Source organism: Chelativorans alearensis, assembly GCF_010993735.1.
Lineage (GTDB): Bacteria > Pseudomonadota > Alphaproteobacteria > Rhizobiales > Rhizobiaceae > Chelativorans > Chelativorans alearense.
In genome coordinates, this window is the sequence record NZ_WQNI01000013.1 from 106,400 (window position 1) to 133,215 (window position 26,816).

Below are 26,816 nucleotides of genomic sequence, written 5' to 3' on the forward strand. Positions count from 1 at the left end.
TTATGCATAGGGATCGCCAATGGCAAGGCCCTTCAGGATGCGCCTCTCCAGGCCTTCCATTTCGTCCGCCTCCTCTGCCGTCTCGTGATCGTAGCCCGCAAGGTGAAGGAAACCGTGAACGACAAGATGGATCAAATGATGGTCGAAGGCCTTCCCTTCCGCTTCGGCCTCGCTGACGATCGTCTCGCGGGCGAGCGCGATATCCCCCATGTGCGGCGGCCCACCATGCGGCGCCATGCCGGGTGTGGCGGGAAAGGACAGGACGTTGGTCGGCTTGTCCCTGCCGCGAAAGCGGGCGTTGAGGGCGCGGATACTCTCGTCGTCCGTGAAAAGGATGCCGAGCGTCTGGCCGCCGCTGGCACCCGTCGCGGCGGCGGCCGCCGCCACCGCTTCCCCGGCCAGCCGCTGCAACGCCTCCTCCGCCGGCCAGCCGTCGGCTTCCACCGCGATATCGATGGCGATGTCGGGAGCGGGCGAGGGCTGTCGGTCAGGCATCTTTCCTGGGCGACGTTGAGCCGCCGGGCATCTCGCGGTCGTAGGCTTCGACGATGGCCGCCACCAGCGGATGGCGCACCACGTCCTTCTCGTTGAAGCGGACGGTGACGATGCCCTGTACATCCTTGAGCACCTGCAGCGCCTCCACGAGGCCCGATTTTGTATTCGGCGGCAGGTCGATCTGGCTCGGATCGCCGGTCACGATCATGCGGCCGTTTTCGCCCAATCGCGTCAGGAACATCTTCATCTGCATGGGCGTGGTGTTCTGCGCCTCGTCGAGGATCACCACGGCGTTGTTGAGCGTGCGCCCGCGCATGAAGGCCAGCGGCGCGATCTCGATCACGTCGGCGGCGAGCGCGCGCTCCACCTTGTCGGCCGGCATCATGTCGTAGAGCGCGTCGTAGAGCGGGCGCAGATAGGGGTCGACCTTCTCGCGCATGTCGCCGGGGAGGAAGCCGAGCCGCTCGCCCGCCTCCACCGCCGGGCGCGAGAGCACGATGCGGTCGACCATGCCGCGCTCCAGAAGCATGGCGGCATAGGCGACCGCCAGGAACGTCTTGCCCGTGCCGGCGGGACCGATGCCGAAGACCATTTCCGAGCGCTCCAGCGCGCGCATATAGGCGTCCTGGTTGGGCGAGCGGGCATAGACCGTGCGCTTGCGCGTGGAGATTTGCGCGGCGGCGAGCTTTCCCCTGCCCTCCATGGTGGGAAGGCTCAGCTGGTCGTCAGCCGCCTGCGCAAGGCGCACCGCGCCATCCACCTCGGAGGCCGAAAGCTCCGTGCCGCCCTGCACGAGCTCGTACAGATAATCGAGCGCCCGGCGTGCCTGCTCGGCGGCAATCGGCTCGCCCTTGATGGCAAGCTGGTTGCCCTTGGAGTGGATGTCGACGCCCAGCTTCTGCTCGATGCGCGCCAGGTTCTCATCGAACGGGCCGTAGAGGACGCCAGCAAGCTTGTTGTTGTCGAAGGTCAGCACGATGTGCGCCATGTCGGACGCCCCGGAGGGCGTATTCTTCAACTGCGTGCCAGCCGTCAAACGTGTTCCTCCTTCGTGGCGGCCGTTCGGGCCGCGCCAAAATCGATGGGCTGCACCGGATCGGCGAACAGGCTGTTGGAGCCCGCCCGCGTTATTCGCACTTTCACAATGTCGCCGATTTCGCCGGCCCCGTCATCGACGATCACCGGCTGCAGCCACGGCGAGCGGCCGACAAGCTGGCCCGCCTCGCGGCCGGGCTTCTCCAAGAGAAGATCGATGGTGGTGCCGACAAGGCTTTGCGCGAACGAGCGCTGCTGCTCGGTGATGAGGGCTTGAAGCCGCTTGAGGCGCGCGTCCTTCACGGCCTCGGGCACCTGGTCTTCCATGTCCGCACCGGGCGTTCCCGGCCGCGGCGAATATTTGAAGGAGAAGGCCTGCGCATAGCCGACCTCGCGCACGATGCGCATCGTTTCCTCGAAATCCGTATCCGTCTCGCCGGGAAAGCCGACGATGAAATCGCCCGACATGGCGATGTCCGGGCGGGCGGCGCGGATCCTGTCGATGAGGCGCAGGTACTCGTCGGCCGTGTGGCGGCGGTTCATGGCCTTGAGGATACGGTCGGAGCCCGCCTGCACCGGCAGATGGAGATAGGGCATCAGTTGTGGCAGGTCGCGGTGGGCGGCGATCAGCGCTTCGTCCATGTCGCGCGGGTGGCTGGTGGTGTAGCGCAGCCGCTCGATGCCCGGCACCTCCGCCAGGCGGAAGAGAAGCTCGCCCAGGCCCCACTCGCGCCCGTCGGCGCCCTCGCCGTGCCAGGCGTTGACGTTCTGGCCGAGCAGAGTGACCTCGCGCACGCCGGCCTCCGCCAGCCGCTCGGCCTCGGCGACGATCTGGCCGACCGGTCGCGAGACTTCCGAGCCCCGCGTATAGGGAACCACGCAGAAGGTGCAGAACTTGTCGCAACCCTCCTGCACGGTGAGGAAGGCGGTGACACCGCGGCTCCGGACAGCCTTGCGCTCGGGCGCCGGCAGGTGCTCGAACTTGTCCTCGATGGCGTATTCGGTCTCGACGATCTTCTCGCCGCCCCTCGCCCGGCTGACGACGGACGGCAGGCGGTGATAGGTCTGCGGGCCGATGACGAGGTCCACCGCCGGCGCCCGGCGCAGGATCTCGCGCCCTTCAGCCTGGGCCACGCAGCCGGCGACGCCTACAACCGTCTCGCGGCCCTGCCGTGCGCGCTCTTCCTTGAGGAGGCGGATGCGGCCAAGCTCGGAATAGACCTTTTCCGCCGCCTTCTCGCGGATATGGCAGGTGTTCAGGAGCACGAGGTCGGCATCCTCGATCGCTTCCGTCGGACGGTAGCCGTCAGCCGCCAGCGCATCGGCCATGCGCTGGGAATCGTAGACATTCATCTGGCAGCCGTAGGTCTTCACGAAGACCTTTTTGTGCGTTGTGCGCGTTGCGCCCGTGTCGGACGCTTCTTCACGGCTCATCATGTCCGGCATCGTAATCTGTTCCATGCCGGTTACCTAGCGTCTTTGGAGGTCAAAAAACAGACGGTTTTTGAACGTCGCCACGTCTCACTTTACGCCCAGTGATGCGATCCCGTCGGATGGCACCCATCTGTCAGGACAAACTAGCGCCGCCGCAGCGCTGCCACGAGCATCCGCCGCACCTCGTTTTCGGCGGCGCGCGCCACCGCCTTGCGGTTCGATTCCGCGCAAAACGGGATCGGTTCTCCGAAGTGCACCTCCACATCGATCACGCCCGCGCCGAGCATGGTCTTGAGATGCGGGAGAAGCGCGGTGTCGCCGATCCAGGCGACGGCTCCGCGCTCGCGCCGGTCGAGCGGCAAGCCGCTCTTGCGCATATAGGCGACGGCGACCGGCTGCACCAGGACGCGCCCTGCGGGCAGCGCGCCGAGCGCAAGCTGGGCAGCGCCGAAGAGCGTGGACTTGAAGGGCAGCACGCGGCTGCCGCCCCCGGTCGTGCCCTCGGCGAAGAGCACCATCGGGTCGCCGTCGGCCAGGCGCCCGGCGATCTCGCGCATCTGCCCGGACGAGGCACGCCTGCGCTCACGCTCGACGAAGACGGTGCGCTGCAGCCGCGCAAGCGAACCCATCACCGGCCAGTCCCGCACATCGGACTTGGCGATGAAATGCACGCCGCCGAGCGAGCCGAGCACCATGATGTCGGTCCACGAGATGTGGTTCGCCGCGATCAGCAGCGGCCGCTCCGCCGCCACGGCGCCCCTGGTTTGAACGCGAATGCCCAGCACCTTGAGAACCAGCTGGTGCCAAAGCCGTGGCACGACCCGATCGCTCCACCAGCCTTTGCGCAACGCCAGCGCCTGAGCAAGCGCCAGGGGCACGGTGCCGGCCGCCACGAGCAACAGCGCGCCGGCAAGGCGGATTGTCGGGAAGATGGGCCTGTTGCGCATGCGCCCCTACCGCAAATCCCGCCGCATGACGAGGGCGTTGGTGCGGCCTGCCGCGTTTTCGTAGTAGCGCGGGCGGCGGCCGACTTCGCGGAAGCCGAGGCGGCGGTAGAGGGCGACGGCGGGCTGGTTGTTCTCGTCCACTTCCAGGAAGAGCGCCTCGGCCCGTTCGGCGTGAAGGGCGCGCAGAACGGCGTCCATCAGCATGCGGCCGAGGCCGCGGCGACGAAACGGGCGGGAGACGGCGATGGTGAGGATTTCCGCCTCGCCGGCCGCCAGCCTGGCCAGGACGAAGCCGCACGGCTTCGCCCCAACGGCGCCCACCTCCACCGCGACGAAGCCGAAGACGGCGTCCTGGGCGATCAGCGCGGCGAATTCGTCGTCCGTCCAGGGGCGTGCGAAATCTTCCGCATGCAGGGCGGCAACCGCATCGCTGTCGGCGCTCTCGAGCGGGCGCACGGTGAAGTCTCTCCGCCGGAAGGGGGTGAAAGAGAGCGCCATCAGCGATCTTTCAGGGGAAGGGCGAAGGCGCCCTGCGGCTTGGCGTCCGGAGCGCGCAGATAGAGCGGCTTCGGCTTGTCGCCGGGTGGGCGGCCGGCGGCGATGCGGGCGTAAAAGAGGATATCCGCCGTTGCCCTTTGCGGCCCCATATCGAAGGGGCCGCCCGCGGCCTCGGCGATCAGGCTTGCCGCATCGCCGGCGAGAACGGGGCGCTCGGCGCGGGCGATTTTCACGATTGCCTCGATCGTGGCGAGGGCCGGCCCCTCGATACAGGCGCCGGAGGCATCGAAGCGGGCTGTGGCGAGGCTTTCCGGCCTGTTGCCGATGACGGCGAGCACCGGGCGCTGGGGGAATAATTCGCGCGCTTCGGCTGCCAGCGCTTCGAGCGTGGTGACGCCTATGGCCGGGACCTTCAACGCCAGCGCGAGCCCCCGCGCGGCGGCCACGCCCACGCGGACGCCGGTGAACGAGCCGGGGCCGACGGAGACCGCAACGGCGTCGAGGGCCTCATAGGGAATGCCGGCATGCTCCAGCGCCCCACCGACGATCATCATCACATGCTCGGCGTGGCCCTTGCCCAGGTCGAGCACGGCGCGGCCCTTCTCCATATGGGCGGTGGAATCGTAGACGCAGGCCGCGCAGAGGCTGGCGGCGGTGTCGATGGCGAGGATGTTCATGGGAGGAATGCCGAGGGCACCGTGCGGCGACCTTTATTGCGCCCGGTCCCGCGCCTTCTTCTCCAGCCGGCGCGCGTGCAGGACGGGTTCGGTGTAGCCGTTCGGCTGCTCGCGCCCCTTGAAGACGAGGTCGCAGGCGGCCTTGAAGGCGATGGAGGTGTCGAAGTCCGGCGCCATGGGCTCGTAATCCGGGTCGCCCGCGTTTTGGCGGTCGACCACCTTTGCCATGCGCTTCATGGTCTCCATCACCTGATCGCGCGTCGCCACGCCGTGGTGCAGCCAGTTGGCGATGTGCTGGGAGGAGATGCGGAGCGTGGCGCGGTCTTCCATCAGGCCGATGTCGTTGATGTCCGGCACCTTGGAGCAGCCGACGCCCTGGTCCACCCAGCGCACCACGTAGCCGAGGATCCCTTGCGCGTTGTTGTCCAGCTCGCGCTGGATTTCCTCGGGCGTCCAGTTGGGCCTGACCGCCACGGGCACCGAAAGGATGTCGGAGAGTTTCGCGCGCGGGCGGGTCTTGAGGCTTTCCTGCACCGCCTTCACGTCGACCTTGTGATAGTGCGTGGCGTGCAGGACGGCGGCGGTGGGGGACGGCACCCAGGCGGTATTGGCGCCGGCCTTGGGATGGCCGATCTTCTGCTCCAGCATGGCGGCCATCAGGTCGGGCATGGCCCACATGCCCTTGCCGATCTGGGCGCGGCCGGAAAGGCCGCATTGAAGGCCGATGTCGACGTTCCAGTCCTCGTAGGCCTTGATCCAGGGCGCTTCCTTCATGTCGCCCTTGCGGATCATGGGACCGGCTTCCATGGAGGTGTGGATCTCGTCGCCGGTACGGTCGAGGAAGCCGGTGTTGATGAAGACGACGCGTGTCGAGGCGGCGCGGATGCACTCCTTCAGGTTAACGGTGGTGCGCCGCTCCTCGTCCATGATGCCCATTTTCATGGTGTTGGCGCGCATGCCGAGCGCGTCCTCGACGCGGGCGAAGAGATCGACCGCGAAGGCAACCTCCTCCGGCCCGTGCATCTTCGGCTTCACCACATACATGGAGCCGGCGCGGCTGTTCTTGTGGCGGCCGCCGGGGCCGATGTCGTGAAGGGCGATCATGGCGGTGAACATGGCGTCCATGACGCCTTCGGGCACCTCGTTGCCCTCGCGGTCGAGGATCGCCGGGTTGGTCATCAGGTGGCCGACATTGCGCACCAGCATCAGGGAGCGGCATTTGACCGGCAAAGGCGAACCGTCCGGCGCGGTGTAGGTGAAGTCGCGGTAGAGCTTGCGCGTGATCGTCTCGCCGCCCTTCTCGAAGGTCTCGGTCAGGTCACCCTTCATCAGCCCGAGCCAGTTGCGGTAGGCGAGTACCTTGTCCTCGGCATCGACGGCGGCGACGGAGTCCTCGCAGTCCATGATCGTCGTCAGCGCCGCTTCGAGGTTGACGCTGGCAATGCCTGCCGGGTCGGTCTTTCCGGGGCCGTAGTCGCGGTTGAGAAGGATCTCGATGCCGAGGCCGTTGTTGATAAGCAAGACGTGCCGCCAGCCGCCCTCGCCTTCAGCATGGCCGGCGTACTGCTCCGGCCGTTTCAAGGCGGCGGTACCCTTGCCGGTCGAAAGCCGCAGTTCCTTGCCCGCCTCGATCCCGGTCACCTCGGCCCACTTCGCTCCGTCGAGCGGTGCCGCTTGGTCAAGGAACGTCTTCGCCCAGGCGATGACCTTCTCGCCGCGCTTGGGATTGTAGCCCTTGGTGCGCTCCGCACCATCCATCTCGGGAATGGCGTCGGTGCCGTAAAGCGCGTCATAGAGCGAGCCCCAACGGGCATTGGCCGCGTTCAGCGCGTAACGGGCGTTCATCACCGGCACGACGAGCTGCGGGCCGGGAACTTGAGCGATCTCCGGATCGACATCCGAGGTCGTCACCTGGAAATCCGGCCCCTCCGGCAGCAGGTAGCCGATCTCGCGCAGAAAAGCCTCGTAGGCGGCCGCATCGGCCGGCGCGCCGTTTTCGCGGTACCAGGCGTCGATCCTCGCCTGCATGGCATCCCGCGCGGCAAGCAGCGCCCGGTTCTTCGGCGAAAGCGCATGCACGATGTCGGACAGCGCATACCAGAAGGTTTCCGCGTCGACACCGGTGCCGGGAAGGGCTTCCTCCACCGTGAAATCATACAGCGCGCGGGCGATCTTCAGCCCGTTGATCTCGACGCGATCGCTCATTCGCAACATCTCCGCAGTGCTTGCCTGCCCGCGTTTTGACCACGGCGGAGGCGAGGGGTCAATTGGCCATCCGACTACAGCATCGGCTCGAAAACCGGAACCGGTTTTCGGGCCGATGCGTAGATTCAAATACATGGAGCGCCCTTGTGTAGCAGACGCACGGCGCTCTATGCGCGGCAGCTTTTTCGGCGCCGCTGTAGCGCACGGCGAGTTGCTCGGAAAGCGCAAAGATGAAAGGCCGCACCAGGACGAGCCCGGGCGGCCTTTCCGCGGTCAGCCCCGGGAGGAAGGGCTTCAGCGTGGTTGTGCCACTTTTGAGTTCCTGCGGTGGAGGTTAGCGGTCCGCTCCTCCACCGCAGTAACGTCCACCGCGGCCCCGCGGTGGACGTTAATATTGCGTGTCCCTGTCGCTCCCAAGCCAGGTCATGGCACCTGTCGTGATGCCTTCACCGCCCAAGTCGTCGTCCTGAACGATGTCCGGCGTGGGAGAATCATTGGCATCGCTGGGCTTGAAGCCGTCCGCTGCGTCCACCTGATTGGGGAAAAACGGCACCAGCGGCTCGGACTCAACGGCGCCTGTCGTGAAGTCGGTGTCGACGTCCTGGGTCTCCACGACATCAGGCACCGGCTCGTCATCCATATTCGAAGGTTCGAAAACCTGGGCATAGCTGGCACCTGCGCCGAGCAGGGCCAAAGCCGAGGTGGCCAGGAGAATCTTACGCATTTGTCTCTCCTTTCATGGTTTCATTCGCCTTGCTCACCGGCCTAACGAAGCGCACGGATTCTCGGTTCCACACGAGTTTTCACGTCTGGGTGAGGCAAGGCGTCGCGTTTCCGCGTGCCGGGACGCCGCTTTCGCCGTTGATGAGCGGGGCGTGTTCGGCTATGTAGGCGCGGCATGCTTTCGGGCTTTCGGCTCGCTCAAGCCCTGCACCCGTAGCTCAGCTGGATAGAGCGCTGCCCTCCGAAGGCAGAGGTCACAGGTTCGAATCCTGTCGGGTGCGCCACCTCCATCCCTTGGTTCACAAGGGTCTGAGCGGCCAACCCTCTCCCGTGAGATCGCTTCTTCCCGCAGCCGTTCGCAGACGAGACGGAACTGATCACAGCGGCAGGTTGCGCTGATCGGCGATGGCTTCCATCGTGATGTAGGAGGTCACGGTGTCGAGCTCGACCTTTTCGATGATCGTTTGATAGATACGGTCGAAGGCGTTCATGTCCTCGGCCATCACCTTGAGCATGTAATCGTAGTCGCCCGCGATCCGGTAAAAGTCGATTATGTTGGGAATGGTGGTGACGGTGCGGCGGAACGTCTCCAACCACTCGCGGGAATGGTGCCGGGTGCGCACCATGACGAACACGGTCAGCCCCAGCCCCACTTTGGCGGGGTCGAGACGGATGGTGTGGCCCTTTATCAGCCCCTTCTCCTGAATGGCTTTCAGCCGGCGCCAGCACGCATTTTGCGACAGCCCGACCTTTTCGGCCAGTTCCCGCTGCGAGAGCGAGGAATCCGATTGAAGCGCCCTCAGGATCGAGCGATCTATATGATCTAGCTTTGCCTTTTCCATCGGGTCATTTGATCGATAACCGAGAGGATTACAACCAGAATATGATGTTGTTTTCGCCTTAGTGTGCGGCATACGATCTTTCCAATAGGGGAACGCAGGAAAGACCCGCATGACAGCCGTTTCACCGCAATCGCCGCTCGCCCGATTTGCCCGCAGCCTTGCCTTGCCCGACCCGGTCGCCGCGCTGCGCGGCGGCGTGATCGGCGAAGGCAAGGATGTGGCCGGGCCATTCGGCGTCAACCCGCTGGTCTATGCCGACTATGTCGCCTCCGGCCGGGCCTTGCGGCAGGTTGAAACCTTCGTCATGGAGGAAGTCCTGCCCTATTATGCCAACAGCCATACCGAAGCCTCGTTCTGCGGCGAGGCGATGACGCGGATGCGGCGCGAGGCGCGGCAGACCATCGCCAGGTTGACCGGCGCAACCGAAGACCATGCCGTCGTCTTCACCGGCGCGGGGGCAACCGCCGGGCTGAACCGGCTCGTGCATCTCTTCGGGCTTCCCGAAGCGGTGCAGCGCGGCGCACGTCCGGTCGTGTTCATCGGGCCTTACGAACACCATTCCAATATCCTGCCTTGGCGCGAAAGCGGCGCAGAGGTCATCGAGATCGAGGAAGCGCGGACGGGCGGTCCAGACCTGGCGCATCTTGAGGAGAGACTGGCTGCGACCGCGGACCGGGACCTGCGGATCGGCGCCTTTTCGGCGGCCTCCAATGTGACGGGGATCCTGACCGATACCGATGCCGTGACGGCGCTCTTGCGCCGCCATGGCGTGCGGTCTGTCTGGGACTATGCGGGCGGCGCGCCCTATCTGAAGATCGACATGCGCAGCGGTACCGATTGCGCCAAAGACGCGGTCGTGCTCTCCACGCACAAATTCCCCGGCGGTCCCGGCGGCTCGGGCGTGATGATCCTGCGGCGCGATACTGTGACGCGCCACCATCCGGTGGCCCCGGGCGGCGGCACGGTTCGCTTCGTCTCACCCACCGCGCACGACTATTCCGCGGACTTCGCCACGCGGGAAGAGGCCGGAACGCCCAACGTGATCGGCGACATTCGCGCCGCGCTCGCCTTTCTCGTCAAGGAGGCGATCGGACAGGACTTCATGGACCGCAGGCATGACGAATTGAACGCCCGCGCTCTGGCCGTCTGGCGGGACAATCCGAACCTGGAGCTTCTGGGTATCGACCGTGGACGACGTCTGCCGATCTTCTCCTTCCGCGTGCGCGATCCCAGAACAGGCGGGCACATCCATCAGCAGCTGTTCACCCGCATGCTGAGCGATTGCTACGGCATCCAGGCGCGCGGCGGCTGCGCCTGCGCCGGCCCCTATGCGCACAGGCTCCTGGGGATCGGGCCGGAGCGCTCGGCCGAATTGCGCGCCGCGATCCTGAACGGGGAGGAACTGGAAAAGCCCGGCTGGACACGGCTCAACTTCAGCCCGCTTCTCGATGACGAGAAGGCGGACCTGATCATCGCCGCCGTGGACGAACTTGCCCGCGCCCCCTACCCCATGGCGGACCTTTATCGTGCAGACCCCCGGACCGCGCGGTTCAAGCCGATCGCGGAGGCTGCCTGATCACGTGTCGATGAGCCGGCCTGGTCCGTCTCCTTACCGCGCTACCGCCACCGGGCGGCCGGTGGCCGGGTGCTGCATCACGTCCATCCCCACTCCGTAGACTTCGTGCAGCCGGCCGGGCGACATGATCTTGTCGGGCGTTCCGCGCGCGATCAATCTGCCGGTGTGGAGAGCCATGATCTCGTCGCAGAACCGCGCGGCCATATTCACGTCATGCAGCACGATCACCACGCTGATGCCCTTTGTCCGGCTGAGCCGCTGCACAAGGGACAGCACTTCGATCTGATGGTGGACGTCAAGGGCGGATGTCGGCTCGTCGAGCAACAGGCATTCGGCGTCCTGCGCCACCAACATGGCCAGCCAGACCCGCTGAAGCTCGCCGCCGGACAACGTGTCGACCAGACGGTCGGCAAAGGCGGTTACGCCCGCCAGAGCCATTGCCTCGCTCACTGTCTCCCGGTCGGCGATGCCGAAACGGCCGAGCGCGCCGTGCCAGGGATAACGACCGAGCGCGACCAGCTCCTTCACCAGCATTCCGGACGCTGGAGGCGTCTGCTGCGGGAGGTAGGCGACCTTGCGCGCGAATGGCCGATCCCCCCATGCCGAAAGCGCCCTCCCCCGGAAGCGGAGCGTACCCGCCGACGGCGGCTGCTGACGAGCCAGGATCTCGATCAGCGTGGATTTGCCGGAGCCGTTCTGCCCGATGAGCCCGACGACCTGGCCGGGCGCGATGTCGAGGGTAAGCGGTTGCAGCAGGGTGCGCCCGGGAACCCTGTACGCGACCTCGTCGAGGGCGAACAGCGCCTCGCTATCCAAGCGTGGCACCGATTGAGGAGGCGCGGTCTTCGCCGTGCCGATGGGCATCTTGCCAGGGTCGCGGATGCCGAGCCGGGTCATCGCCTGCCTTTCCACATCAGGATCATGAAGAAGGGACCGCCGGCAAGGGCGGCGAGCAGGCCGGCCGGAACTTGCCAGGGAAAGATCAGCGTCCTGCCGGCCCAGTCGGCCAAAAGCAGAAAGAGCGCACCCAGGCACGCCGCCGCAAGGAGCTGCGGCAGGGCACGCTGGAAGCCAAGCGCCCGCGCCATGTGCGGCGCCATCAGCCCGACAAAGCTCAGCGGCCCGACGACGAGCGTCGAGACGGCCGTGGGGACAGCGATGAGAATGAGAAGGATGGAGCGGACGCGGCCGAGCCCGAGGCCGAGCGCCCGCGGTGCGGCTTCGCCCAGCGGCAGGATATCCAGCCAGCGCGCGGTCGGCGGCACGAGTACCAGGGTGAAAGCCATGGCGATGGCGGCCATGGCCGCATCGCCCGCCGTTGCGCGGTAGGTCGACCCCGACAGCCAGACAAGAAGGAAATCGAGGCGCGGATCGCCGCTGGCAAGAAGGATCGCCGAGAATGCCGAGGCCACCGTGGCAATCGCGATGCCGGCAAGCAGCAGACGGTCGGGCGCGAAGGCGTGCCGCCGGCCGAGCAATACGATTGCCGCGAGGGTGGCGAGAGCGCCGGCGGAGGCGGCCGCGAACATCGCGGCGCGGTCGAGCCTCGCGCTGAAGAGGAAGAGCAAAAGGACGCTTAGGGATGCACCGCCGGTCACACCCAGCACCTCCGGTGCGGCCATCGGATTGCCGGTCATGCGCTGCATCGCGGTTCCGGCGACGGCCAGCATGGCCCCGGCGGCAAGCGAGACGATGACGCGCGGCGCGCGCAAGGGCAGCCATTCGGCAAGCTCGGACGGCGAGGCCCAGTGCCAGCCGTCAAGACCTTGCCCGAAAGCGACGGCTGCAAGCGCTGCAACGGCAAGGATGAGCACCATGATGAGGAGAGACGCCCAGCCCGCGCGGTGCGGCGTGAGAAGGGGCATTGCCCGCAACCGGTTCGGCGTTGCCTGCATCCTCGGCAGGAGCAGGAGGAGCAGGGGCGCGCCGAGAAACGCGGTCGCGGTTCCGGCCGGGATCTCGCCGGCGAAGGGCGCGATCTGCACCAGGCGGTCGGTGAGCCACAGGAGCGCGGCGCCCACAAGGGGCGCCCAGACCATGCGCTGGCCCAATGTGCGCGCGCCGACAAGCCGGGCAAGGGCCGGTGCCGCGAGCGCGACGAAGCCGATCACCCCGACGGCGGCGACCACGAGGGTGCTGAGGGCGACGGCGACGGCCAGGGCGGCAAGCCGTGTGATGGCCGGCCTGGCGCCGAGCCCCGCCGCGCCTTCGTCGCTCAGGTCGAGAAGCCGCAAGGGGCGGACGAGCAGGAAGGCGATGATGGCCGCGACGGCGATCCAGGGGGCGAGCGCCAGGGCGATCGCATCCCCGTTTTGCACCAGCGAGCCGGTCTGCCAGATGAAGAGTTCTTCGGAATATTCGCGGTTGATCGCCATCAGCAGCGCGCTGGCCGAGCCACAGGTGAGGCTGACGATGAGGCCGGTGATGATGATGGCGACCGGCGAGAAGCTGCGGTCCCTCGCAAGCGCGAAAACGATAAGCGTCGTAGCGGCGCCGCCCGAAAATGCCACCCACTCGCGCCCCGTCTCCAGGAGCCAGGGTGCGTAGAGCGTCGCAATCGTCAGGGCGAGGCTGGCGCCGGCATTGGTGCCGATGGTCGTCGGCTCGGCGAGCGGGTTGCGCAAGGCCTGCTGGAGCAAGGTTCCGGCAAGGCCGAGGGCCGCCCCCGCCTGCACGGTGACGAGGAGCCGGGGCAGGAAGGCGTGCCGGTAGAGCAGTTGCCGCGGATCGTTGACATCCGGCGCGTGCAGCGCATCCCACCAAAGCCCCGCAGGCAGCAACTGGAGAAGGCCGATCACGGTGAGGCAGGCAGCAAGGGCTGCCGGCACGCCGACCAGCGCAACGAGTGCGGCCAGGCCGGCCGAAGGCGGCGCCGGAAAGGCGGCGGGAAGCGGCCTCGCCGTCATGAGATTTCCGCCAGAAGCGTTGCGAAGCGCGCGGCGGCAGCCAGCCCGCCAAAAGGCCAGACCGGCGGTATCGTTGTCACCTTGCCTGCCCGCACGCAGGGAAGATTGGCCCAGAGCGAGCTCTGGTCGATCCTGATGCGGATATGCGGCGGGATGGGGTCGAGCGAGACGAGCCGCGCCTCCCCGATCGCCACCAGCTCCTCTATGCCGAACGAAGAGAAGCCCCAATCGTTCGTCTCGCCGGTCCAGGCGTTGACGAGCCCTAGCCTGTCAAGCACGTCCTGCAGGAGGCTGCCCTTGCCGTAAACCCGCACATGCCGGTCGTCGAACATGCTCACGACCGCGAGCGGCTCATCCGCCAGGCCGGAGAGCCCGCGTTTCACCTTTGCGATCGTGGCGGCGGTTTGCGCGATCAGGCGCTCGGCGTCGGCCTTGCGGCCGAGCCTCAGGCCGAGCTCCCGCGTCACATCTTCTGCCTGCCGGTAGGGTGTGCCCGTGCCATCGTAGAAGGGCACGTTAAAGGTCGGCGCGAAGCGGGCGAAGGCGCTCTCGTCGAGCCCGTAGCCATAGGCGCCGACGATGAAGTCCGGCTTCAATTCGGCAAGCAACTCGAGATTGGGCTCGCCGCGCGCGCCGAGATCGATCGTCTGAGTCGGCAGCGCAGGCCCGACCACCCAGTCGCGATAGCCCTTGGTGTCCGCAACGGCTACCGGCTCGATGCCGAAGGAGATCACCATCTCGGCCGAGGTCCATTCGAGGCAGGCGATCCGCGCCGGGCCTTCCGCCAGCGCCGGCAGCGGGCCGGCGCCCAGCCAGGCCGCAGCCAGGCCGCCGAGGCATTCCCGCCGCGTGACGCGAGGCGCGCCGTACGGGCCGGCGCGTCTTCCTGATCTATTTTTATCTACCACCGGTATTTGACCGAGCCCGAGATCTTGCGGCTCTCGCCATAGAAGCAGCCGTTGCTCTCCGCGTAGCAGGTCGCGACATACTTCTTGTCGAACAGGTTGCTGACGTTCAGCTTGAACTGGAAGTCCTTCCAGTCGTAGTGGACCGCCGCGTCGACCAACGTCGCGGCAGGCACCTTGAAGCTATTGGCGTCGTCGCCGTAGGAAGAGCCGATGTAGCGGACGCCGGCGCCGAAGCCGAGCCCTTCCAGCCGGCCGCTGCGGAACGTGTAGTCCGCCCACAGCGAGGCGCGGTGATGCGGCACGCCGTAGGGCACGTTGCCGCCGTTGCCTTCCGCATCGTCGGTGATCTGCGTATCGAGATAGGCATAGGCTGCCTTGAGGTCGAGGCCCATGTCGAGGCTCGCCACGCCCTCCACCTCGATGCCGCGCGAGCGGATTTCGCCGGTCTGCGTGGAAACGTTCCCGAATGAGCGGACCACGTTCTGCTTGCGCAGGTCGAACGCCGAGACGGTGACGAAGGAGTTCCAACCGTCCGGCTGGTATTTCACGCCAACCTCGTATTGCTCGCCGGTTTCCGGTTCGAAGGCGCCGCCGGCGGGATTGGTTGCAAGCTCCGGCAGGAAGGACGTCGAATAGCTGACATAGGGCGCAAGGCCGATGTCGGAGAGGTAGACGAGGCCGGCGCGCCCACTGAAGGCGCTGTCGGACTGGCTGGTGGTGCTGCCGTCGAGGTTCTCCAGCGTGTCGGTCCTCGCCCAGTCGTGGCGCCCGCCGAGCGACAGCACCCAGTTGCCGAACCTGACCTGGTCCTGCGCGTAGACACCCACCTGGCTCTGGGTCGTGTCGACATCGGTATAGACGCTCAAGGGCGGCAGCGGCTGGCCGAAGACCGGATCGAAGATGTCGATCGGCGGCGCGGTGCCGGTGGTGCCGCGGTCGCTGAAGTCCGTATACTGATAGTCGAGGCCCAGGAGCAGCGTATGGGAGAGTTGGCCGGTGTCGAAGGCCGCCTCGACCTGGTTGTCGATGCCGAAGGTGCCTATCCTCGACAGCCCGCCGTCGGCGTAGCGGTAATAGGTGCGGCCGTCGGGGTCGAGACCGGGCGCGAGATCCGGATTGGGGTTGGCGCCGCCGCCGAAGACGCCTTCCGCCTCGTTGTGGAGATAGGCGTAGCGGGCGTTCTGGCGAACGGCCCACGTGTCGTTGAACCGGTGCTCGAATTCGTAGCCCAACATGGCCATGGACGTGTCGTAGCGGTCGAAGCCAGGCTCGCCGACAAAGTGGCTGGCCGGCAGCGTTCCGTTGGGATTGGGCAGCACCGTCCCCTTAGCCGGCAGAAACTGGATGCCCCAGCCCTGGTTGTCCTTCTGATATTTGGCGAACAATGTCAGGCTGGTGTCGGCATCCGGCTGCCACTTCAGCGACGGCGCCAGGAATATGCGGTCGTCCTCGACATGATCGATGAACGTATCGCCGTCGCGGTAGAGCCCGGTCATCCGATAGGTCCACACGCCCGCCTCGTCCAGCTTTCCGCCCATATCGAACTGGCCCTGATAGCGATCGAAGCTGCCGGCGCCGACTTCGACCTCGCGGAATGTCTCGCCGGTCGGGCGCTTGCTGACATAGTTGACGATGCCGCCGGGGGCCGCCTGGCCGTAGAGCACCGAACTCGGGCCGCGCAGCACTTCAAGCCCTTCGGCGCCGTAGATGTCCAGCGGAATGAAAGCGGCGAAATTCGTGCCCCTGAGCTTCAGCCCGTCCACGTAGAACGCGTCGCTGGAAACCTCGAAGCCGCGCATCTGGATGCCGTAGCCGCGCAGGTCGCCGCCCCACATTTCGCCATTGACACTCGGCGTGTAGCGAAGGGCGGTGCCAAGCGTTTCCGCTCCCCGGGCTTCGATTTCATCCGCGGTGACGACGGAAACGGATTGCGGTGTCTCGATCAGCGGCGTGTCGGTCTTGCTGCCGAGGCGTCCCTTCTTGGCCACATAGCCTTCCTGGTCGAAGACGCCTTCCGTTCCAGCCTCGACTTCTAGCCGCTCGAGCTGGGTCGCCTGCTGCGCAAGCGCCTGCGATGGAAGACTGGAGAGCGCAGTGCCACTGAGAAGCACGACATGCAGCAAATGACGGATAAGGCGAAAATCCACGACGAAACCCCTCGACTGAAACAGCGTGGCTTCGCCCTAGCGGTCTGACCCAAACAGATGGTGCCCATCCGTTTGGAAAGTCAGCCCCCTTGCTATTGGTCCGGCGGGGCGATCTGTCCTGATGGGGACCATCTGTCAGGATCGCACCACTGAACGGCGTGGCTGGCATCCAGCTTGCCGTTAGCAAACATGATGTCAATTATCAACTTTTTACAAAGGTGGTGGCGCAATTGAGCAACCGGCTCCCTCCAGCGCACCGATTGCCGGGTCAGGGAGAGCTTTTGTCGTGATGGCGCGCGACGTTCAAGAGGTGAGGCAGGCAGAGCAGCGAGGCAACGACTTGCCCGACAACGAAGACCGCTGCCGGGATCAGCGTCTCGCCATCGAGGGCGAACAGGGTGGCAATGCCCAGCAGCGCTGTCGTCAAGATGGATATCGCTGCGGCCCAATAGACGAGGTTCATTGCTGCACCGACGCAGATACTTGTTACACGCCCTGCCCACATGGAAACTATAGCACCAAGTCGACACCGACGCGATGCAGTGGGCGGCACAGGACCTGCTGGTAGCAGCGAGTGTTGGGCGTGCCGGAGAAGGCACGCCCAAACCGAGGAGTAGCGTCAGCCCAGAAGGGCGTTGTCGTCGCGCTTGATGGCGATAATCGACGAGCGCGGCAGTTTGCCTTCGCCGTCCGGGAAGGGTGCGGCGGGGTGCTGGATTCCGACGAACATCGTGCGGCGGTCGGCCGACCAGCAAAGCCCGGTCACCTCGCTGCCATTGGGGCCGGTGAGGAAGCGTTGGATCTCGCCGGTCACCGGGTCGCCCACGAGCATCTGATTGTTGCCCTGGCCGACGAAATCGCCCTCGTTGCTGTCGTCACCGTCCGTCTGGATCCAGAGCATGCCGGTCGAGTCCATGACCATGCCGTCCGGCGAGTTGAACATGTTGCCGGTGTTGACATTGGCACTGCCGGCATAAGGCCCTTCCGTGTGGACGGAGGGGTTGCCCGCCATGACGTAGAGGTCCCATTCGAAGATCGAGGAAGCGTGGTTCTCGCTTGCCGGGCGCCAGCGAACGATCTGGCCATAGCCGTTGGTCTCGCGCGGGTTCACCGCATTGACCGTCATTGCGTCTCCGCCTGCATTGGTGCGGATCGAGCCGTCGTCGTTCATTGCCCCGCGACGGCTGTTGTTGGTGAGGCAGCAATAAGCTTCGATCGCCGTCGGGTTGACGGCCACCCATTCGGGGCGATCCATCGTCGTCGCGCCCACCTTCGATGCCGCGGTCCGCGTGAAGATTGCGATCTCGGCCCCCGACATGCCGGTCGCCTCGGGCGTGAGCGCGAGCCAGGTGCCGGTCTGGTCCTCGTTGAACTTCGCGACGTGGAGCGTCCCTTCGTCAAGCAGCGTCGAGGTGTCGCCGCCCGGCACGTAGACGTCGCGCGACACCCACTTGTAGAGGAACTCACCCCGCTCGTCATCGCCCATATAGACCACCACGCGGCCGTCGGGCGCCAACACGCAGGCGGCGTTCTCGTGCTTGAACCGGCCGAGCGCAGTGCGCTTCACCGGTGTCGAGGAAGCATCGGACGGGTCGATCTCGACGATCCAGCCCGCGCGGTGCGGCTCGTTCGGGTTCTGGCTGACGTCGAAGCGCGCATCGAACTTCTCATAGGCATAGCGGCCTTCGGCGGCAACGCCGTAGCGCGCGTAGCCCGCGGCGATCTTTTCGTCGGTCGGCATCTCACCGGTGGCGCCGAAGTAGCCGTTGAAGTTCTCTTCGCACGTCAGGTAGGTGCCCCACGGCGTCTTGCCCGCGCCGCAGTTGTTGAAGGTGCCCAGGCTTTCCGTGCCGGTCGGATCGGCCTCGGTCTTCATCAGATCATGCCCGGCGGCGGGACCGGTAATGTGCATCGGCGTATTATGGGTGATGCGGCGGTTGAACGAGCTGTCCTTGACCACTTCCCAGCCGTTTTCAGTCTCGCTGACCTCCATCACGGTCACGCCCTGAAGGTTCTGAAGCTTGCGGACGTCTTCGGCGCTGGCCGGCGTGCCGTCCTTGGCCTGCGGCAGGTTGATCTTGTTGTTGACGTATTCCTGATTGACGGCGATCACTTGGCGGTCGCCGATCACGAACAGTTCCATCCCGTCGGTGTTCTCGCCAAACACCTTGTCCGACATGGCGGCGCTGCCGCCGGTCTCATCGGTAAAATCGCCCTCGGCCTCGGCGAAGAGGGGATCGCCCCAGCGTGTGAGGATGTTCCAGGAATAGCCCTCCGGCACGTGCACGGTGCTGTCGGTGGCTGTCGGAATCGGTTTGAAGGCAAAACGGCTGGCCTGTTGGGCCAGTGCGGACGTGGAGTCCAGCAAGCCGGTTCCCATCACCGCCGCGCCGGACCCGAACGCGAGCATGCCGCCCAGAAAGCCGCGACGCGAGATCGCGCGCTCGACGACACGGTCGAACTCCTGCTCCTCGGGTCGCGGGAAGTTCATTTCGTCCCATTCGTCGGCGGATACCGTGGTCGGGTCGAGGTCTTTCATCGTCTTCTCCTGGCTATGTCGCTGGGCTGCGTTTGGCACACACCAAACTTCCTTCCCTTGCTAGCCGGGTGGTTTGAAGGTTTGGTGACAGGGGCTATCGGTGCCGTGGAGAAATGCGCGTTGGGGTGGAGTCCGGCGATCATGGCGGCGCGTTGAACAGGACGCCAACCCTTACTCCAGGACCACACGCACGCTGGCGCTGCGGCCGGCGGCATCGATCACCGTGAGGGTGGAGGAGCCGCGCCCGTCGGGCGTCCAGGAGGCGGTGCGGCGGCGGTGGGTTTCGGGCAACGGCTCGCCGTTGGCGAGCCATCGGAATGGCGCCCGCCCGCCGTTGATCTTGAGCGCCAGCGGCATTGCGCGGGCGCCTTGCGAAAGGCCGAGATCGACGCGCGCTCCCTCGGGCGGAAAGGCGATCTCCGGTGCCGGCTCGGTCGGCGCGCCCGCAACCGCCGCCCGGCCGGAGGACGCAAAGCGGCGTAGCGAGAAAGGCAGGTCCTGGGCGGCAAGACGCACGGCGCCCGCCGGCGCGCGCGGCAGCGGCGTCAGCCCGACACCGGAGCGGGAGAAGGCCTCGAACAGGATGGGCGCAGCGGCAAGATACCCGGTCAGGCCGGGCACCGAGCCGCCGTCGGGGCGGCCCACCCACACACCGAGCACGTGGCGGCCATCGTAGCCGACGGCCCAGGCATCGCGGTAGCCGTAGGAGGTGCCGGTCTTATAGGCGATGCCGAGGCGCGGCGCGCCTCCGGGCGGGACGACACCGGCGAGCATATCGGCGATCTGCCATGTGGCCTGCCGGGTCAGCACCGTCGCCGGGTCGGGCGGGGCCTCGGAGCCGGCGGCATAGCGCAGCGGCCGCACCTTGCCGCGGTTGGCGAGCCCGGCATAAAGCTGCACCAGCCCTTCCAGCGTCAGCCCGGCGCCGCCGAGGCCGATGGCCAGCCCCGGCGCCTCGCCGGGCGGCAAGACGGGGTGGACACCGGCGCGCCGCATCCGCGCCATCAGGCGGGCCGGGCCGACGGCGTCGAGCAGGCGGATTGCCGGCACGTTGAGCGACATCTGCAGCGCCTCGCGCACCGTGACGTCGCCCTGGTATTCCATGTCGAAGTTCTTCGGCCGATAGCCGGAAAAATTGCCCGGACGATCCTCGATCATCGTTTCCTGCATGACCAGCCCTTCCTCGAAGGCGAGGCCGTAGATGAGGGGCTTAAGGGTCGAGCCGGGCGAGCGCTGGACGACGCTCATATCGATCCAGCCGGCGCGGGCGGCGTTGAAATAGCCGGCCGAGCCGACACGGGCCAGCACCGCCCCGGTGCGGGCGTCGGCCAGGATCATGGCGACCGAGACGCGGGCGCCTTGGCGCCGGGCCGCCTCGCGGGCCACCGCTTCCAGCCTGGCTTGAACGCCGCGGTCGAGGAGGAGCCGATGCCGGCGCTTTTCGGGGTCGGCGCGCCTGGCGGCATCGGCCAGATGCGCGGCATAGGCGGGCATCGGCCGGCGTTCGGCGGCGATTGCGGCATGCGCGGCGCGCGTCACCTCGCCTTCGGCGATCACGCCTCCCTTGGCCATGCGGGCGAGCACCCGGTCGCGCGCGGCTTTCGCGGCTTGCGGGTGACGGTCGGGACGCCGCGCCTCGGGCGACTGCGGCAGGGCGACGAGCAGAGCGGCCTCGGACAGGCTGAGCTTGTGCGGCTCCTTGCCGAACCAGGCGAGGCTCGCCGCGCGCACGCCTTCCAGATTGCCGCCATAGGGCGCCAGGGTCAGATAGCGCTCGAGGATCTCGCCCTTGGAGAGGCGGCGCTCGATCTGCAGGGCGCGGGCGATCTGGCGGAACTTGGCGGCGAAGCTGCGCTCTCCCCGCGGCTCGACCAGGCGGGCGAGCTGCATGGAAAGGGTCGAACCGCCCGAAACGATGCGGCCGTTTGCGGCAAGCTGAAAGGCGGCGCGGGCAAGCGCCAGGGGATCGACGCCGGAATGCGACCAGAAGCGCCGGTCCTCATAGGCGACCAGCATTTCGAGGAACTGCGGGTCGAGCGTGTCGACGTCTGCTTGAAGGCGCCAGCGGCCATCCGCCGCCGCATAGACGCGCAGAAGCGCACCGTCGCGGTCGACAACCTCAGGCGAGAGTGGAGCGGCATCGGCAAGCGGCGGCGGATAGGCCTTGTCCAGACGGTCGAGCGCGAAAACGCCGATGGCGAGCGTGACGAGCAAGGCGGCGGCGCCCAGGGCAGTGCGCCTCATCCAGACAAACCATTTGCGTTTCCGGTCCACGGTCAGTTGTCCGCGATCTCCATGAGACCGGTTGCCGTGCGCGCGGAAAGCCGCGGCCGGTACATGTCCTCGACGCTGGCCGCCGGATGGGTGTAGGTGCCCGGCGTCACCGCACGCACGACATAGGCAAGCCTGAAGTCGCGGTCGTCGTCGCCGGTGCGGTCGAAGGCGGCGATGAAGCGGTCGTCGCGGAACTCGGTGTGCACAGCGTCGGTCTCGCCCAGCCATCCGAAATTGTCGAGCTGCGCGCTGTCGACGAGGCGCGGATTGTCGATCTCGAAGCCGGCCGGCAACAGGTCGGAGACCAGCACGCGCGAGGGCCAGGCATTGGCCTCGGTAACCTCCAGAACGACGACGTAGCGCTCGTTCTGGCTCACCTGCGAAACGTTCACCGCCGTACCGTCGAGGCTGTAGTAGGTGCGCTCGATGGTGAAGCCTTCGCCGCCGGCCGGCAGGGGCTGCCGGGGCGCGGCTACTGTGGTCAGCACCGCGTCGACCGGCTCGGCACCCGCATTGGCGATGGTGAAGGGGGTCTCGGCCACCTCCTCGCCGGAAAGCCGGCGCGCGAAGGCGCCCTCGTGCGGCGCGCCGTCGACCGTCAGCGCGATGTCCTCGCTCGCCTCTCCCAAGGCCCGGGCGGCCAAGAGCATCCACGCCTCGTCTTGCGTGCTCATGTAGCGGGTGCTCTCACGCATTCCGGAGACGAGGCTGACCATCTGCGGCACCAGCGTCGGCTCGGGGCGGCTTTCGGCGGCGAGTGCCAGCATCGCCGCCCCGTCACGCAGGCGCGAGCCGTAATCGGAGCGGGCCATGTCGGCGTCCGTCGCCGATTGCGCCAGGCGGAACGCAGAACCGAACGCGGTCTCGGCCCGCTGCGCATCGCCATAGAGCGCCAGTGCCGCGGCGATCTGGGCGCGCGCCAGGGGGCTTGCGAACTCATCGATGCGGGTATCGGCATAGTAGCGCAGATCGCCTGCCGAGGCCTGGCGGTTGCGCGCCAGCACGTAGAGCGCATAGGCGATCTTGTCGCCGTTGGACTTGACGTCCGTGTCGTAGGCGAGCGCGTTCTGCAGGTTCTGCAGGGCCTGATTCATGGCCTGCTCCGGCACGGCAAAGCCCTGCTCGCTCGCCCGCGTCAGGAAATCGGTGACGTAGGAATCGAGCCACAGGTCGCCGGAGCCGGGGCTCCACAGGCCGAAGCTGCCCGCGGAAGACTGATAGGAGAGCACCCGGGCGATGGCCTTTTCGATGCGTCCGGCGACGGCCGGATCGTCATCGAGGCCGGCGGCCTTCGACAATTCGCCGACATAAAGCAGCGGCAGCGCCCGGCTGGTGATCTGCTCGGCGCAGCCATAGGGATAGCGGTCGAGCGACATCAAAAGCGCGGGAATGTCGAAAGCTTCGGCCTGCGAGACGTTGACGGTGACGGATGCGCCGTCCGTGAAGCTGTCCGCGAGCAGCCCGCCATCGATCTTCAGGCTGCCGCCATCGGCGGCGAGCGTCACCGTGCGCCGGGTGGCCACCGGCACCACCCCGGGCCTCACCGGCAGGCTGACGGATTTTTCCACCGTCAGGCCGGACTCGTGGGCGAGCGAAACGGCGATACTGCCGGTGCCCGCCTCCCGCGCAGAGAGTGGCAGCGACAGGCTCGTCCTGCCGCCGGCGGCCAGATCGAGGCTTGCCGGAGCCGAACCCGTGTCGACGGCAACCGCGCCGTCGGCCGAGATCGACAGCGTGTAGTCGCCCCCAGGACCGTCGGTGTTGGCTATTTCGACCAGCATCCGCGCCTCGTCGCCGGGCGCGAGGAAGCGCGGCTGGCTTGTCGTCACGACGACAGGATCGCGGATGACGACATCCTTCGATGCACCGCCGACCGCACTCTTCGACCAGGCGACGGCCATGACGCGCACGGTGCCGTTGAACTGGGGAATGTCGAAGCCGATTTCGGCCTTTCCCTCATCGTCGAGCCGCACGATGCCGGAGAAGAAGGCGATCAGTTCCTCCGTCGGCGGACTGCCGGTCGACGTCATGCCGCCGGCGTCGCCGCCGGTGCGCAGCCGGCCGGTTGCACCCAGCGATCCGTCGATCAGCCGGCCGAAAATGTCGCGCATCTCGAGCCCCAGCATGCGCTGGCCGAAATACCAGCCGGCCGGGTCGGGCGCCTCGTAGCGGGTGAGATTGAGGATGCCGACGTCGACCGCGGCGACGGTGACATAGGCTTCCTCGCCGGCGGCAAGCCCGCCGAGGGAAACGGGGATGGCAAGCCTGCCGTTGGGCTGCGCCTTGTCGGGAACGTCGAGATCGACGGCGAGCGAGCGGGCGTCCGGATCGACCTTCAGCCAGCGGACGCCGATGGCGCGCATGGGCAGGCGGTTTTCCGTAGTCTCGCCCGGCCGGAACAGGGTCGCCGTCACATAGGTGCCGGCGCCCAGATCTTCGGTCACGGGGATGTCGACGGTCGTGCCTTCCTCGGGAACGCTGACGGTGAAGGTGCGCTGCAGGCTTTCCGCGCCGAGCGTGACCAGCGCCTCGCCGGCAAAGCGTGGCGAAATCTTCAGCCGCGCCGTGTCGCCGGGCGCGTAGGTCTCGCGGTCGAGGGCGATTTCCAGGCCGTCGGGCGTTTCCGTCGAGCTTGCCTCGACGTACCAGCCGGCGTCGAACTCGACGCTGGAGATGGGGCCGCCAGGTTCCGCGCTTTCGACCTCGAGCCGATAGCGGCCCCAGTCGGCGGAAACGCTGATCTGCGGCTCGGTACCGGGCGCGGCGTCGACGGTGCCCTCCTGCACGAGGCTCGTGGTGTCGATCGGCTCGTAGCTCCAGGAGCTGCCGTTGCGGTACCACTGGTAGTGCCGCTCGACGCGCAGCAGCGACCACTTCAGCCCCGGCATGGCGATGCGCCCACCCGAGGGATCGGCGGCGATGACACGGAAACTTGCCGTGCCGCCTTCCGGCACGCGGCCGCCGGAGAATTCGGGCCTCAGGCCGATGACGGCGGTTTCCGGCTCGATGCCGATATCGAGCGAGCGCTCGACGGCGCGGCCGCCGGCCTCGCGCATCCGCATGCTGACGTTGGCCGTCAGACGCTGCGTGGTGGAAGGCGCGCTGTCGACGGAAACGTCGAAGACTGCCTTGCCGTCGGCATCGGTGTCCGGGAGCCCGGCAAGCGGCACGCGCGTGGCCTCCACGCCCTCCTCGTCCTCAAGACCGAAGACATAGCCGGGGAAGCGCGCCCATTCGCGCGTCGGGCTCACCGTCAACTGGCCTTCGAGCGCCAAACCGGCGGCCGGCGCGCCGTAGAGATAGCGGCCTTCAAGGGTGATCTCGGTGGACGAGCCTATGGCAACGGTGTCCGCGGCGCTTGAAAGGTCGAATTCGGTGCGGTCCGGGACGAAGTCTTCCACCAGGAACATCTTTTCGGCGATCGGCGCCTCCTTGGGGTCGGCGTGAACGCGCAGGGACCATGTACCGCGCATGGCGTTTTCAGGCAGCACCAGATCGACGGCGTGGCCGCCAAGCTTGGCCCCTTGAGAGACGATGCGGCGGTCCTCCACGCCGTCAGGGCGCTGGAAGATGAACGTCAGGGGCAGGTCGTCCACCGCCTCGGCGGATGGGTCGCGGGCCAGCGCTGCCGTATGCACTGTCTCGCCGGCGCGATAGATGCCGCGCTCGGTCCAGGCGAAGACGTCGAGCGGGCCGGGCGCCGGCCGGCCGGCAACGCCGCGGTCCGACAGATCGAAGCCGCCGCGCGTCATGTCGAGGAAGACGAAATCCTCTTCGCCGCCCTCGGCGATGAGGGCGGCCGGCGCAAGGCCGGCGTCGCCGCGCACGGTGCCCGGTGCGAAGCGGGCGTGGCCGTCACCGTCCGTCGCCGCCTCCCCGAGCACCTCGTTGTTGCGCGCGATGAGCGTCAGCTTGAGGCCGGCCATCGGCCTGGCTGTGGCCAGCGAGCGGGCGAAGACGGAAAGCCCGTTCTCGCCGGCGAAGGTGGACAGGCCGATATCCGATATCAGGAACCATTGGGTGGCGCGGCTGTCCCAGCTCTCGCTGGTGTCGCCCTCGGGAATGGCGGTCAGCATATAGATGCCGGGCTTGCGCTCCGGAACCGCCTCGTCGATGGGGATGCTGGTGACGACGTCCTTGTTCAAATCGGAGGCGATGTCGACCCTGCCTTGCCAGATGGGCTCGCCCATGTCGCTGGCGACCTCGTCGATCTCGTAGTCGTTGAGTTGCTCGAGGAACGTCGATTCCGTCATGAGCCGTGCCAAGGCACGATCGCCCACCCGGTAGAGCGAAAGCTCGGCACTCGACGCGTTGACCGAGACCATGGGGATGCCGCGCCGGGCACTCGACGGCAGCACGAAATTGTCGCCGGTGAAGCGCAGGGCGGGGGCGCGGTCGCGAATGTAGATTTCCAGCGGCACCGGCTCGGCGATCACCTCGCCGATGACCGCCGGCAGGCCCTGACGGATGACGATGCGGTATTGCTCGCCGTGCTTCAAGCCGGTGACGCAGAGCTCCTTGTCGCTCTGGTTGATGGCCGCGGCGGGCGCATTGTCGACGGCCACGTACTGCGCGTAGTCGACGCCGCTCTTGACCAGTTCCTCGGAGAACTGGACACAGACGCGCGGCGTGGCGCTGTCGGCATCGACCGAGTGATCGACAACGCGGAAGCCCTTGCGGCGCTTTAGATCGGCATAGCGTGCCTGCACGCTTGCCGAGGAGTGAAGCGCAAGGCTCGCCTCGTAGGCGCTGATGGCCGGCCGGAAGAGACTGCGCAGTTCCAGCGCGGCGGCCAGCGCGGCCAGTGCGTCGGCGCGCTCCAGCCTCGTACGCGACAGCCGATAGGCGGTCACGGCGGCACCGGTGGCGGCGCGCTGCAGCTGGTAGACGGTCTGCTGGCCTGAGGGCGTGGCGTTCGTCGCTGCCTGGGCAAGCCCGGTCCACAGGGTAGCGTTTTCAGGCTCGACGGCGATGGCGGCGGTATAGTCGCGCATCGCGCGGTTCGCGTCGCCGCGGACGTAAGCCTCAGCCGCGGCGGTGGTGAGCGCGACAAAACCGGCATCGCCCTGACCAGCGCTGCGTAGCAGCGCGTTTTTATATTGCTCGGCTTCCTGCAGGACATGGCCCGGCACGAAGCGCAGCTCGGGCGGGGCGCCGATATCGGGTTCGGCACCGGCGGTCACCACCTTGCCGGCGACCGCGCCTTCAAAGGTGTTCAAGACGTTGAAATCCGACTTCAGGAAGCACCAGCGGGCGCGCGTATTGTAGGTGAAGGCCCGGCATTGCGGGTCGCCGAGACAGGCGCTCTCGCACTGGTCCAGCGAGACGTTCTGCTCGGTGCGCAGATCGAAACCGAAATAGTCGCTGTTCTCGGTGGTGACGATGCGCCTGGCATCCTGCGCGGCGGTGGGGACCGTCAGCGCGAAAAGAGCAAAAACGATCAAAAAGAGCCCGCGTAACGTGCACATCGCATCCCTCCAGGCGCAGCCGCTATCGTCCCCGTGATATTCGTCCAGTTTCGTGAAGGTCTGTCAACAGGAGGGCGTCTGTGCATTCATTCCGTAAAAGCCTTGGCAAACCATCAACGCACCCGTAATCCTCCTTGCATAA

The 26,816-nt window shown here is 66.8% G+C and carries 18 protein-coding genes and 1 tRNA gene; 2 read left to right on the forward strand and 17 right to left on the reverse strand.

All coding sequences use genetic code 11. The features are described from left to right. The 8 genes from ybeY to GPJ75_RS19450 form a co-directional block, all read right to left on the reverse strand. Nucleotides 1-495, reverse strand: coding sequence for an rRNA maturation RNase YbeY (ybeY, locus tag GPJ75_RS19415; protein WP_163270391.1), 495 nt, complete (start codon nt 493-495; stop codon nt 1-3). Next, nucleotides 488-1,483 carry a PhoH family protein gene (locus GPJ75_RS19420; RefSeq protein ID WP_163270874.1) on the reverse strand — a complete coding sequence of 332 codons (996 nt, stop codon included), beginning with the start codon at nt 1,481-1,483 and terminating at the stop codon, nt 488-490. The genes ybeY and GPJ75_RS19420 overlap by 8 nt, the downstream gene beginning before the upstream one ends. A gap of 44 nt (nt 1,484-1,527) precedes the next feature. Then, entirely contained in the window at nt 1,528-2,976 is a 1,449-nt protein-coding gene (gene miaB / locus GPJ75_RS19425) for a tRNA (N6-isopentenyl adenosine(37)-C2)-methylthiotransferase MiaB (RefSeq protein ID WP_163270876.1), read from the reverse strand. Nucleotides 2,977-3,107: 131 nt separating this feature from the next. Continuing rightward, a complete protein-coding gene (olsA, locus tag GPJ75_RS19430) occupies nt 3,108-3,896 on the reverse strand; it encodes a lyso-ornithine lipid O-acyltransferase (protein WP_205602590.1) in 789 nt (262 codons plus the stop codon). A 21-nt stretch (nt 3,897-3,917) separates the two neighbouring features. Then, entirely contained in the window at nt 3,918-4,409 is a 492-nt protein-coding gene (gene rimI, locus GPJ75_RS19435; RefSeq protein WP_163270395.1) for a ribosomal protein S18-alanine N-acetyltransferase, read from the reverse strand. Further along, on the reverse strand, nt 4,409-5,086 hold the full coding sequence (gene tsaB, locus GPJ75_RS19440) for a tRNA (adenosine(37)-N6)-threonylcarbamoyltransferase complex dimerization subunit type 1 TsaB (RefSeq protein ID WP_163270396.1): 678 nt from the start codon (nt 5,084-5,086) through the stop codon (nt 4,409-4,411). The genes rimI and tsaB overlap by 1 nt, the downstream gene beginning before the upstream one ends. Nucleotides 5,087-5,119: 33 nt before the next feature. Next, nucleotides 5,120-7,291, reverse strand: a complete 2,172-nt coding sequence (locus GPJ75_RS19445; protein ID WP_163270399.1) for a malate synthase G — start codon at nt 7,289-7,291, stop codon at nt 5,120-5,122. A 388-nt stretch (nt 7,292-7,679) separates the two neighbouring features. Next, nucleotides 7,680-8,015 (reverse strand): hypothetical protein, encoded by a 336-nt coding sequence (locus GPJ75_RS19450; RefSeq protein ID WP_163270401.1) that lies wholly within the window; start codon nt 8,013-8,015, stop codon nt 7,680-7,682. A gap of 206 nt (nt 8,016-8,221) precedes the next feature. On the opposite strand from GPJ75_RS19450, the gene GPJ75_RS19455 reads away from it, so the two are divergent. Then, nucleotides 8,222-8,298, forward strand: a tRNA-Arg gene (locus GPJ75_RS19455). A 93-nt stretch (nt 8,299-8,391) separates the two neighbouring features. Here GPJ75_RS19455 and GPJ75_RS19460 read toward each other — a convergent pair. Next, the gene (locus GPJ75_RS19460) at nt 8,392-8,856 is read right to left on the reverse strand and encodes an Lrp/AsnC family transcriptional regulator (RefSeq protein ID WP_163270403.1); all 465 of its coding nucleotides are present in this window, start codon (nt 8,854-8,856) and stop codon (nt 8,392-8,394) included. A 109-nt stretch (nt 8,857-8,965) separates the two neighbouring features. On the opposite strand from GPJ75_RS19460, the gene GPJ75_RS19465 reads away from it, so the two are divergent. Next, nucleotides 8,966-10,432, forward strand: coding sequence for an aminotransferase class V-fold PLP-dependent enzyme (locus GPJ75_RS19465; protein ID WP_163270405.1), 1,467 nt, complete (start codon nt 8,966-8,968; stop codon nt 10,430-10,432). A 33-nt stretch (nt 10,433-10,465) separates the two neighbouring features. Here GPJ75_RS19465 and GPJ75_RS19470 read toward each other — a convergent pair whose 3' ends face one another. The 8 genes from GPJ75_RS19470 to GPJ75_RS19505 all read right to left on the reverse strand — a co-directional run bounded on the left by GPJ75_RS19470 (nt 10,466) and on the right by GPJ75_RS19505 (nt 26,674). Further along, entirely contained in the window at nt 10,466-11,296 is an 831-nt protein-coding gene (locus GPJ75_RS19470; RefSeq protein ID WP_163270878.1) for an ATP-binding cassette domain-containing protein, read from the reverse strand. Nucleotides 11,297-11,325: 29 nt separating this feature from the next. After that, on the reverse strand, nt 11,326-13,338 hold the full coding sequence (fhuB, locus tag GPJ75_RS19475) for a Fe(3+)-hydroxamate ABC transporter permease FhuB (RefSeq protein ID WP_163270407.1): 2,013 nt from the start codon (nt 13,336-13,338) through the stop codon (nt 11,326-11,328). Further along, nucleotides 13,335-14,246, reverse strand: coding sequence for an ABC transporter substrate-binding protein (locus GPJ75_RS19480; RefSeq protein WP_163270409.1), 912 nt, complete (start codon nt 14,244-14,246; stop codon nt 13,335-13,337). The genes fhuB and GPJ75_RS19480 overlap by 4 nt, the downstream gene beginning before the upstream one ends. Next, nucleotides 14,240-16,393, reverse strand: a complete 2,154-nt coding sequence (locus GPJ75_RS19485; RefSeq protein WP_246249138.1) for a TonB-dependent siderophore receptor — start codon at nt 16,391-16,393, stop codon at nt 14,240-14,242. The genes GPJ75_RS19480 and GPJ75_RS19485 overlap by 7 nt, the downstream gene beginning before the upstream one ends. 268 nt (nt 16,394-16,661) lie before the next feature. Then, entirely contained in the window at nt 16,662-16,856 is a 195-nt protein-coding gene (locus tag GPJ75_RS19490; protein WP_163270412.1) for a hypothetical protein, read from the reverse strand. 156 nt (nt 16,857-17,012) lie between these two features. Continuing rightward, nucleotides 17,013-18,932 carry a PhoX family protein gene (locus GPJ75_RS19495; RefSeq protein WP_163270414.1) on the reverse strand — a complete coding sequence of 640 codons (1,920 nt, stop codon included), beginning with the start codon at nt 18,930-18,932 and terminating at the stop codon, nt 17,013-17,015. A 171-nt stretch (nt 18,933-19,103) separates the two neighbouring features. After that, a complete protein-coding gene (gene pbpC / locus GPJ75_RS19500; RefSeq protein ID WP_163270416.1) occupies nt 19,104-21,176 on the reverse strand; it encodes a penicillin-binding protein 1C in 2,073 nt (690 codons plus the stop codon). A gap of 32 nt (nt 21,177-21,208) precedes the next feature. Continuing rightward, on the reverse strand, nt 21,209-26,674 hold the full coding sequence (locus GPJ75_RS19505) for an alpha-2-macroglobulin family protein (RefSeq protein WP_163270418.1): 5,466 nt from the start codon (nt 26,672-26,674) through the stop codon (nt 21,209-21,211). Between the last annotated feature and the right edge of the window lie 142 nt (nt 26,675-26,816).

Excerpts from the sequence above, each read along its gene's own strand:
- ybeY (WP_163270391.1), bottom strand. The coding sequence starts at position 495 with ATGCCTGACCGACAGCCCTCGCCCGCTCCCGACATCGCCATCGATATC.
- GPJ75_RS19420 (WP_163270874.1), bottom strand. The coding sequence starts at position 1,483 with ATGGCGCACATCGTGCTGACCTTCGACAACAACAAGCTTGCTGGCGTC.
- miaB (WP_163270876.1), bottom strand. The coding sequence starts at position 2,976 with ATGCCGGACATGATGAGCCGTGAAGAAGCGTCCGACACGGGCGCAACG.
- rimI (WP_163270395.1), bottom strand. The coding sequence starts at position 4,409 with ATGGCGCTCTCTTTCACCCCCTTCCGGCGGAGAGACTTCACCGTGCGC.
- tsaB (WP_163270396.1), bottom strand. The coding sequence starts at position 5,086 with ATGAACATCCTCGCCATCGACACCGCCGCCAGCCTCTGCGCGGCCTGC.
- GPJ75_RS19445 (WP_163270399.1), bottom strand. The coding sequence starts at position 7,291 with ATGAGCGATCGCGTCGAGATCAACGGGCTGAAGATCGCCCGCGCGCTG.
- GPJ75_RS19450 (WP_163270401.1), bottom strand. The coding sequence starts at position 8,015 with ATGCGTAAGATTCTCCTGGCCACCTCGGCTTTGGCCCTGCTCGGCGCA.
- GPJ75_RS19460 (WP_163270403.1), bottom strand. The coding sequence starts at position 8,856 with ATGGAAAAGGCAAAGCTAGATCATATAGATCGCTCGATCCTGAGGGCG.
- GPJ75_RS19465 (WP_163270405.1), top strand. The coding sequence starts at position 8,966 with ATGACAGCCGTTTCACCGCAATCGCCGCTCGCCCGATTTGCCCGCAGC.
- GPJ75_RS19470 (WP_163270878.1), bottom strand. The coding sequence starts at position 11,296 with ATGCCCATCGGCACGGCGAAGACCGCGCCTCCTCAATCGGTGCCACGC.
- fhuB (WP_163270407.1), bottom strand. The coding sequence starts at position 13,338 with ATGACGGCGAGGCCGCTTCCCGCCGCCTTTCCGGCGCCGCCTTCGGCC.
- GPJ75_RS19490 (WP_163270412.1), bottom strand. The coding sequence starts at position 16,856 with ATGAACCTCGTCTATTGGGCCGCAGCGATATCCATCTTGACGACAGCG.
- GPJ75_RS19495 (WP_163270414.1), bottom strand. The coding sequence starts at position 18,932 with ATGAAAGACCTCGACCCGACCACGGTATCCGCCGACGAATGGGACGAA.
- pbpC (WP_163270416.1), bottom strand. The coding sequence starts at position 21,176 with ATGAGGCGCACTGCCCTGGGCGCCGCCGCCTTGCTCGTCACGCTCGCC.
- GPJ75_RS19505 (WP_163270418.1), bottom strand. The coding sequence starts at position 26,674 with ATGTGCACGTTACGCGGGCTCTTTTTGATCGTTTTTGCTCTTTTCGCG.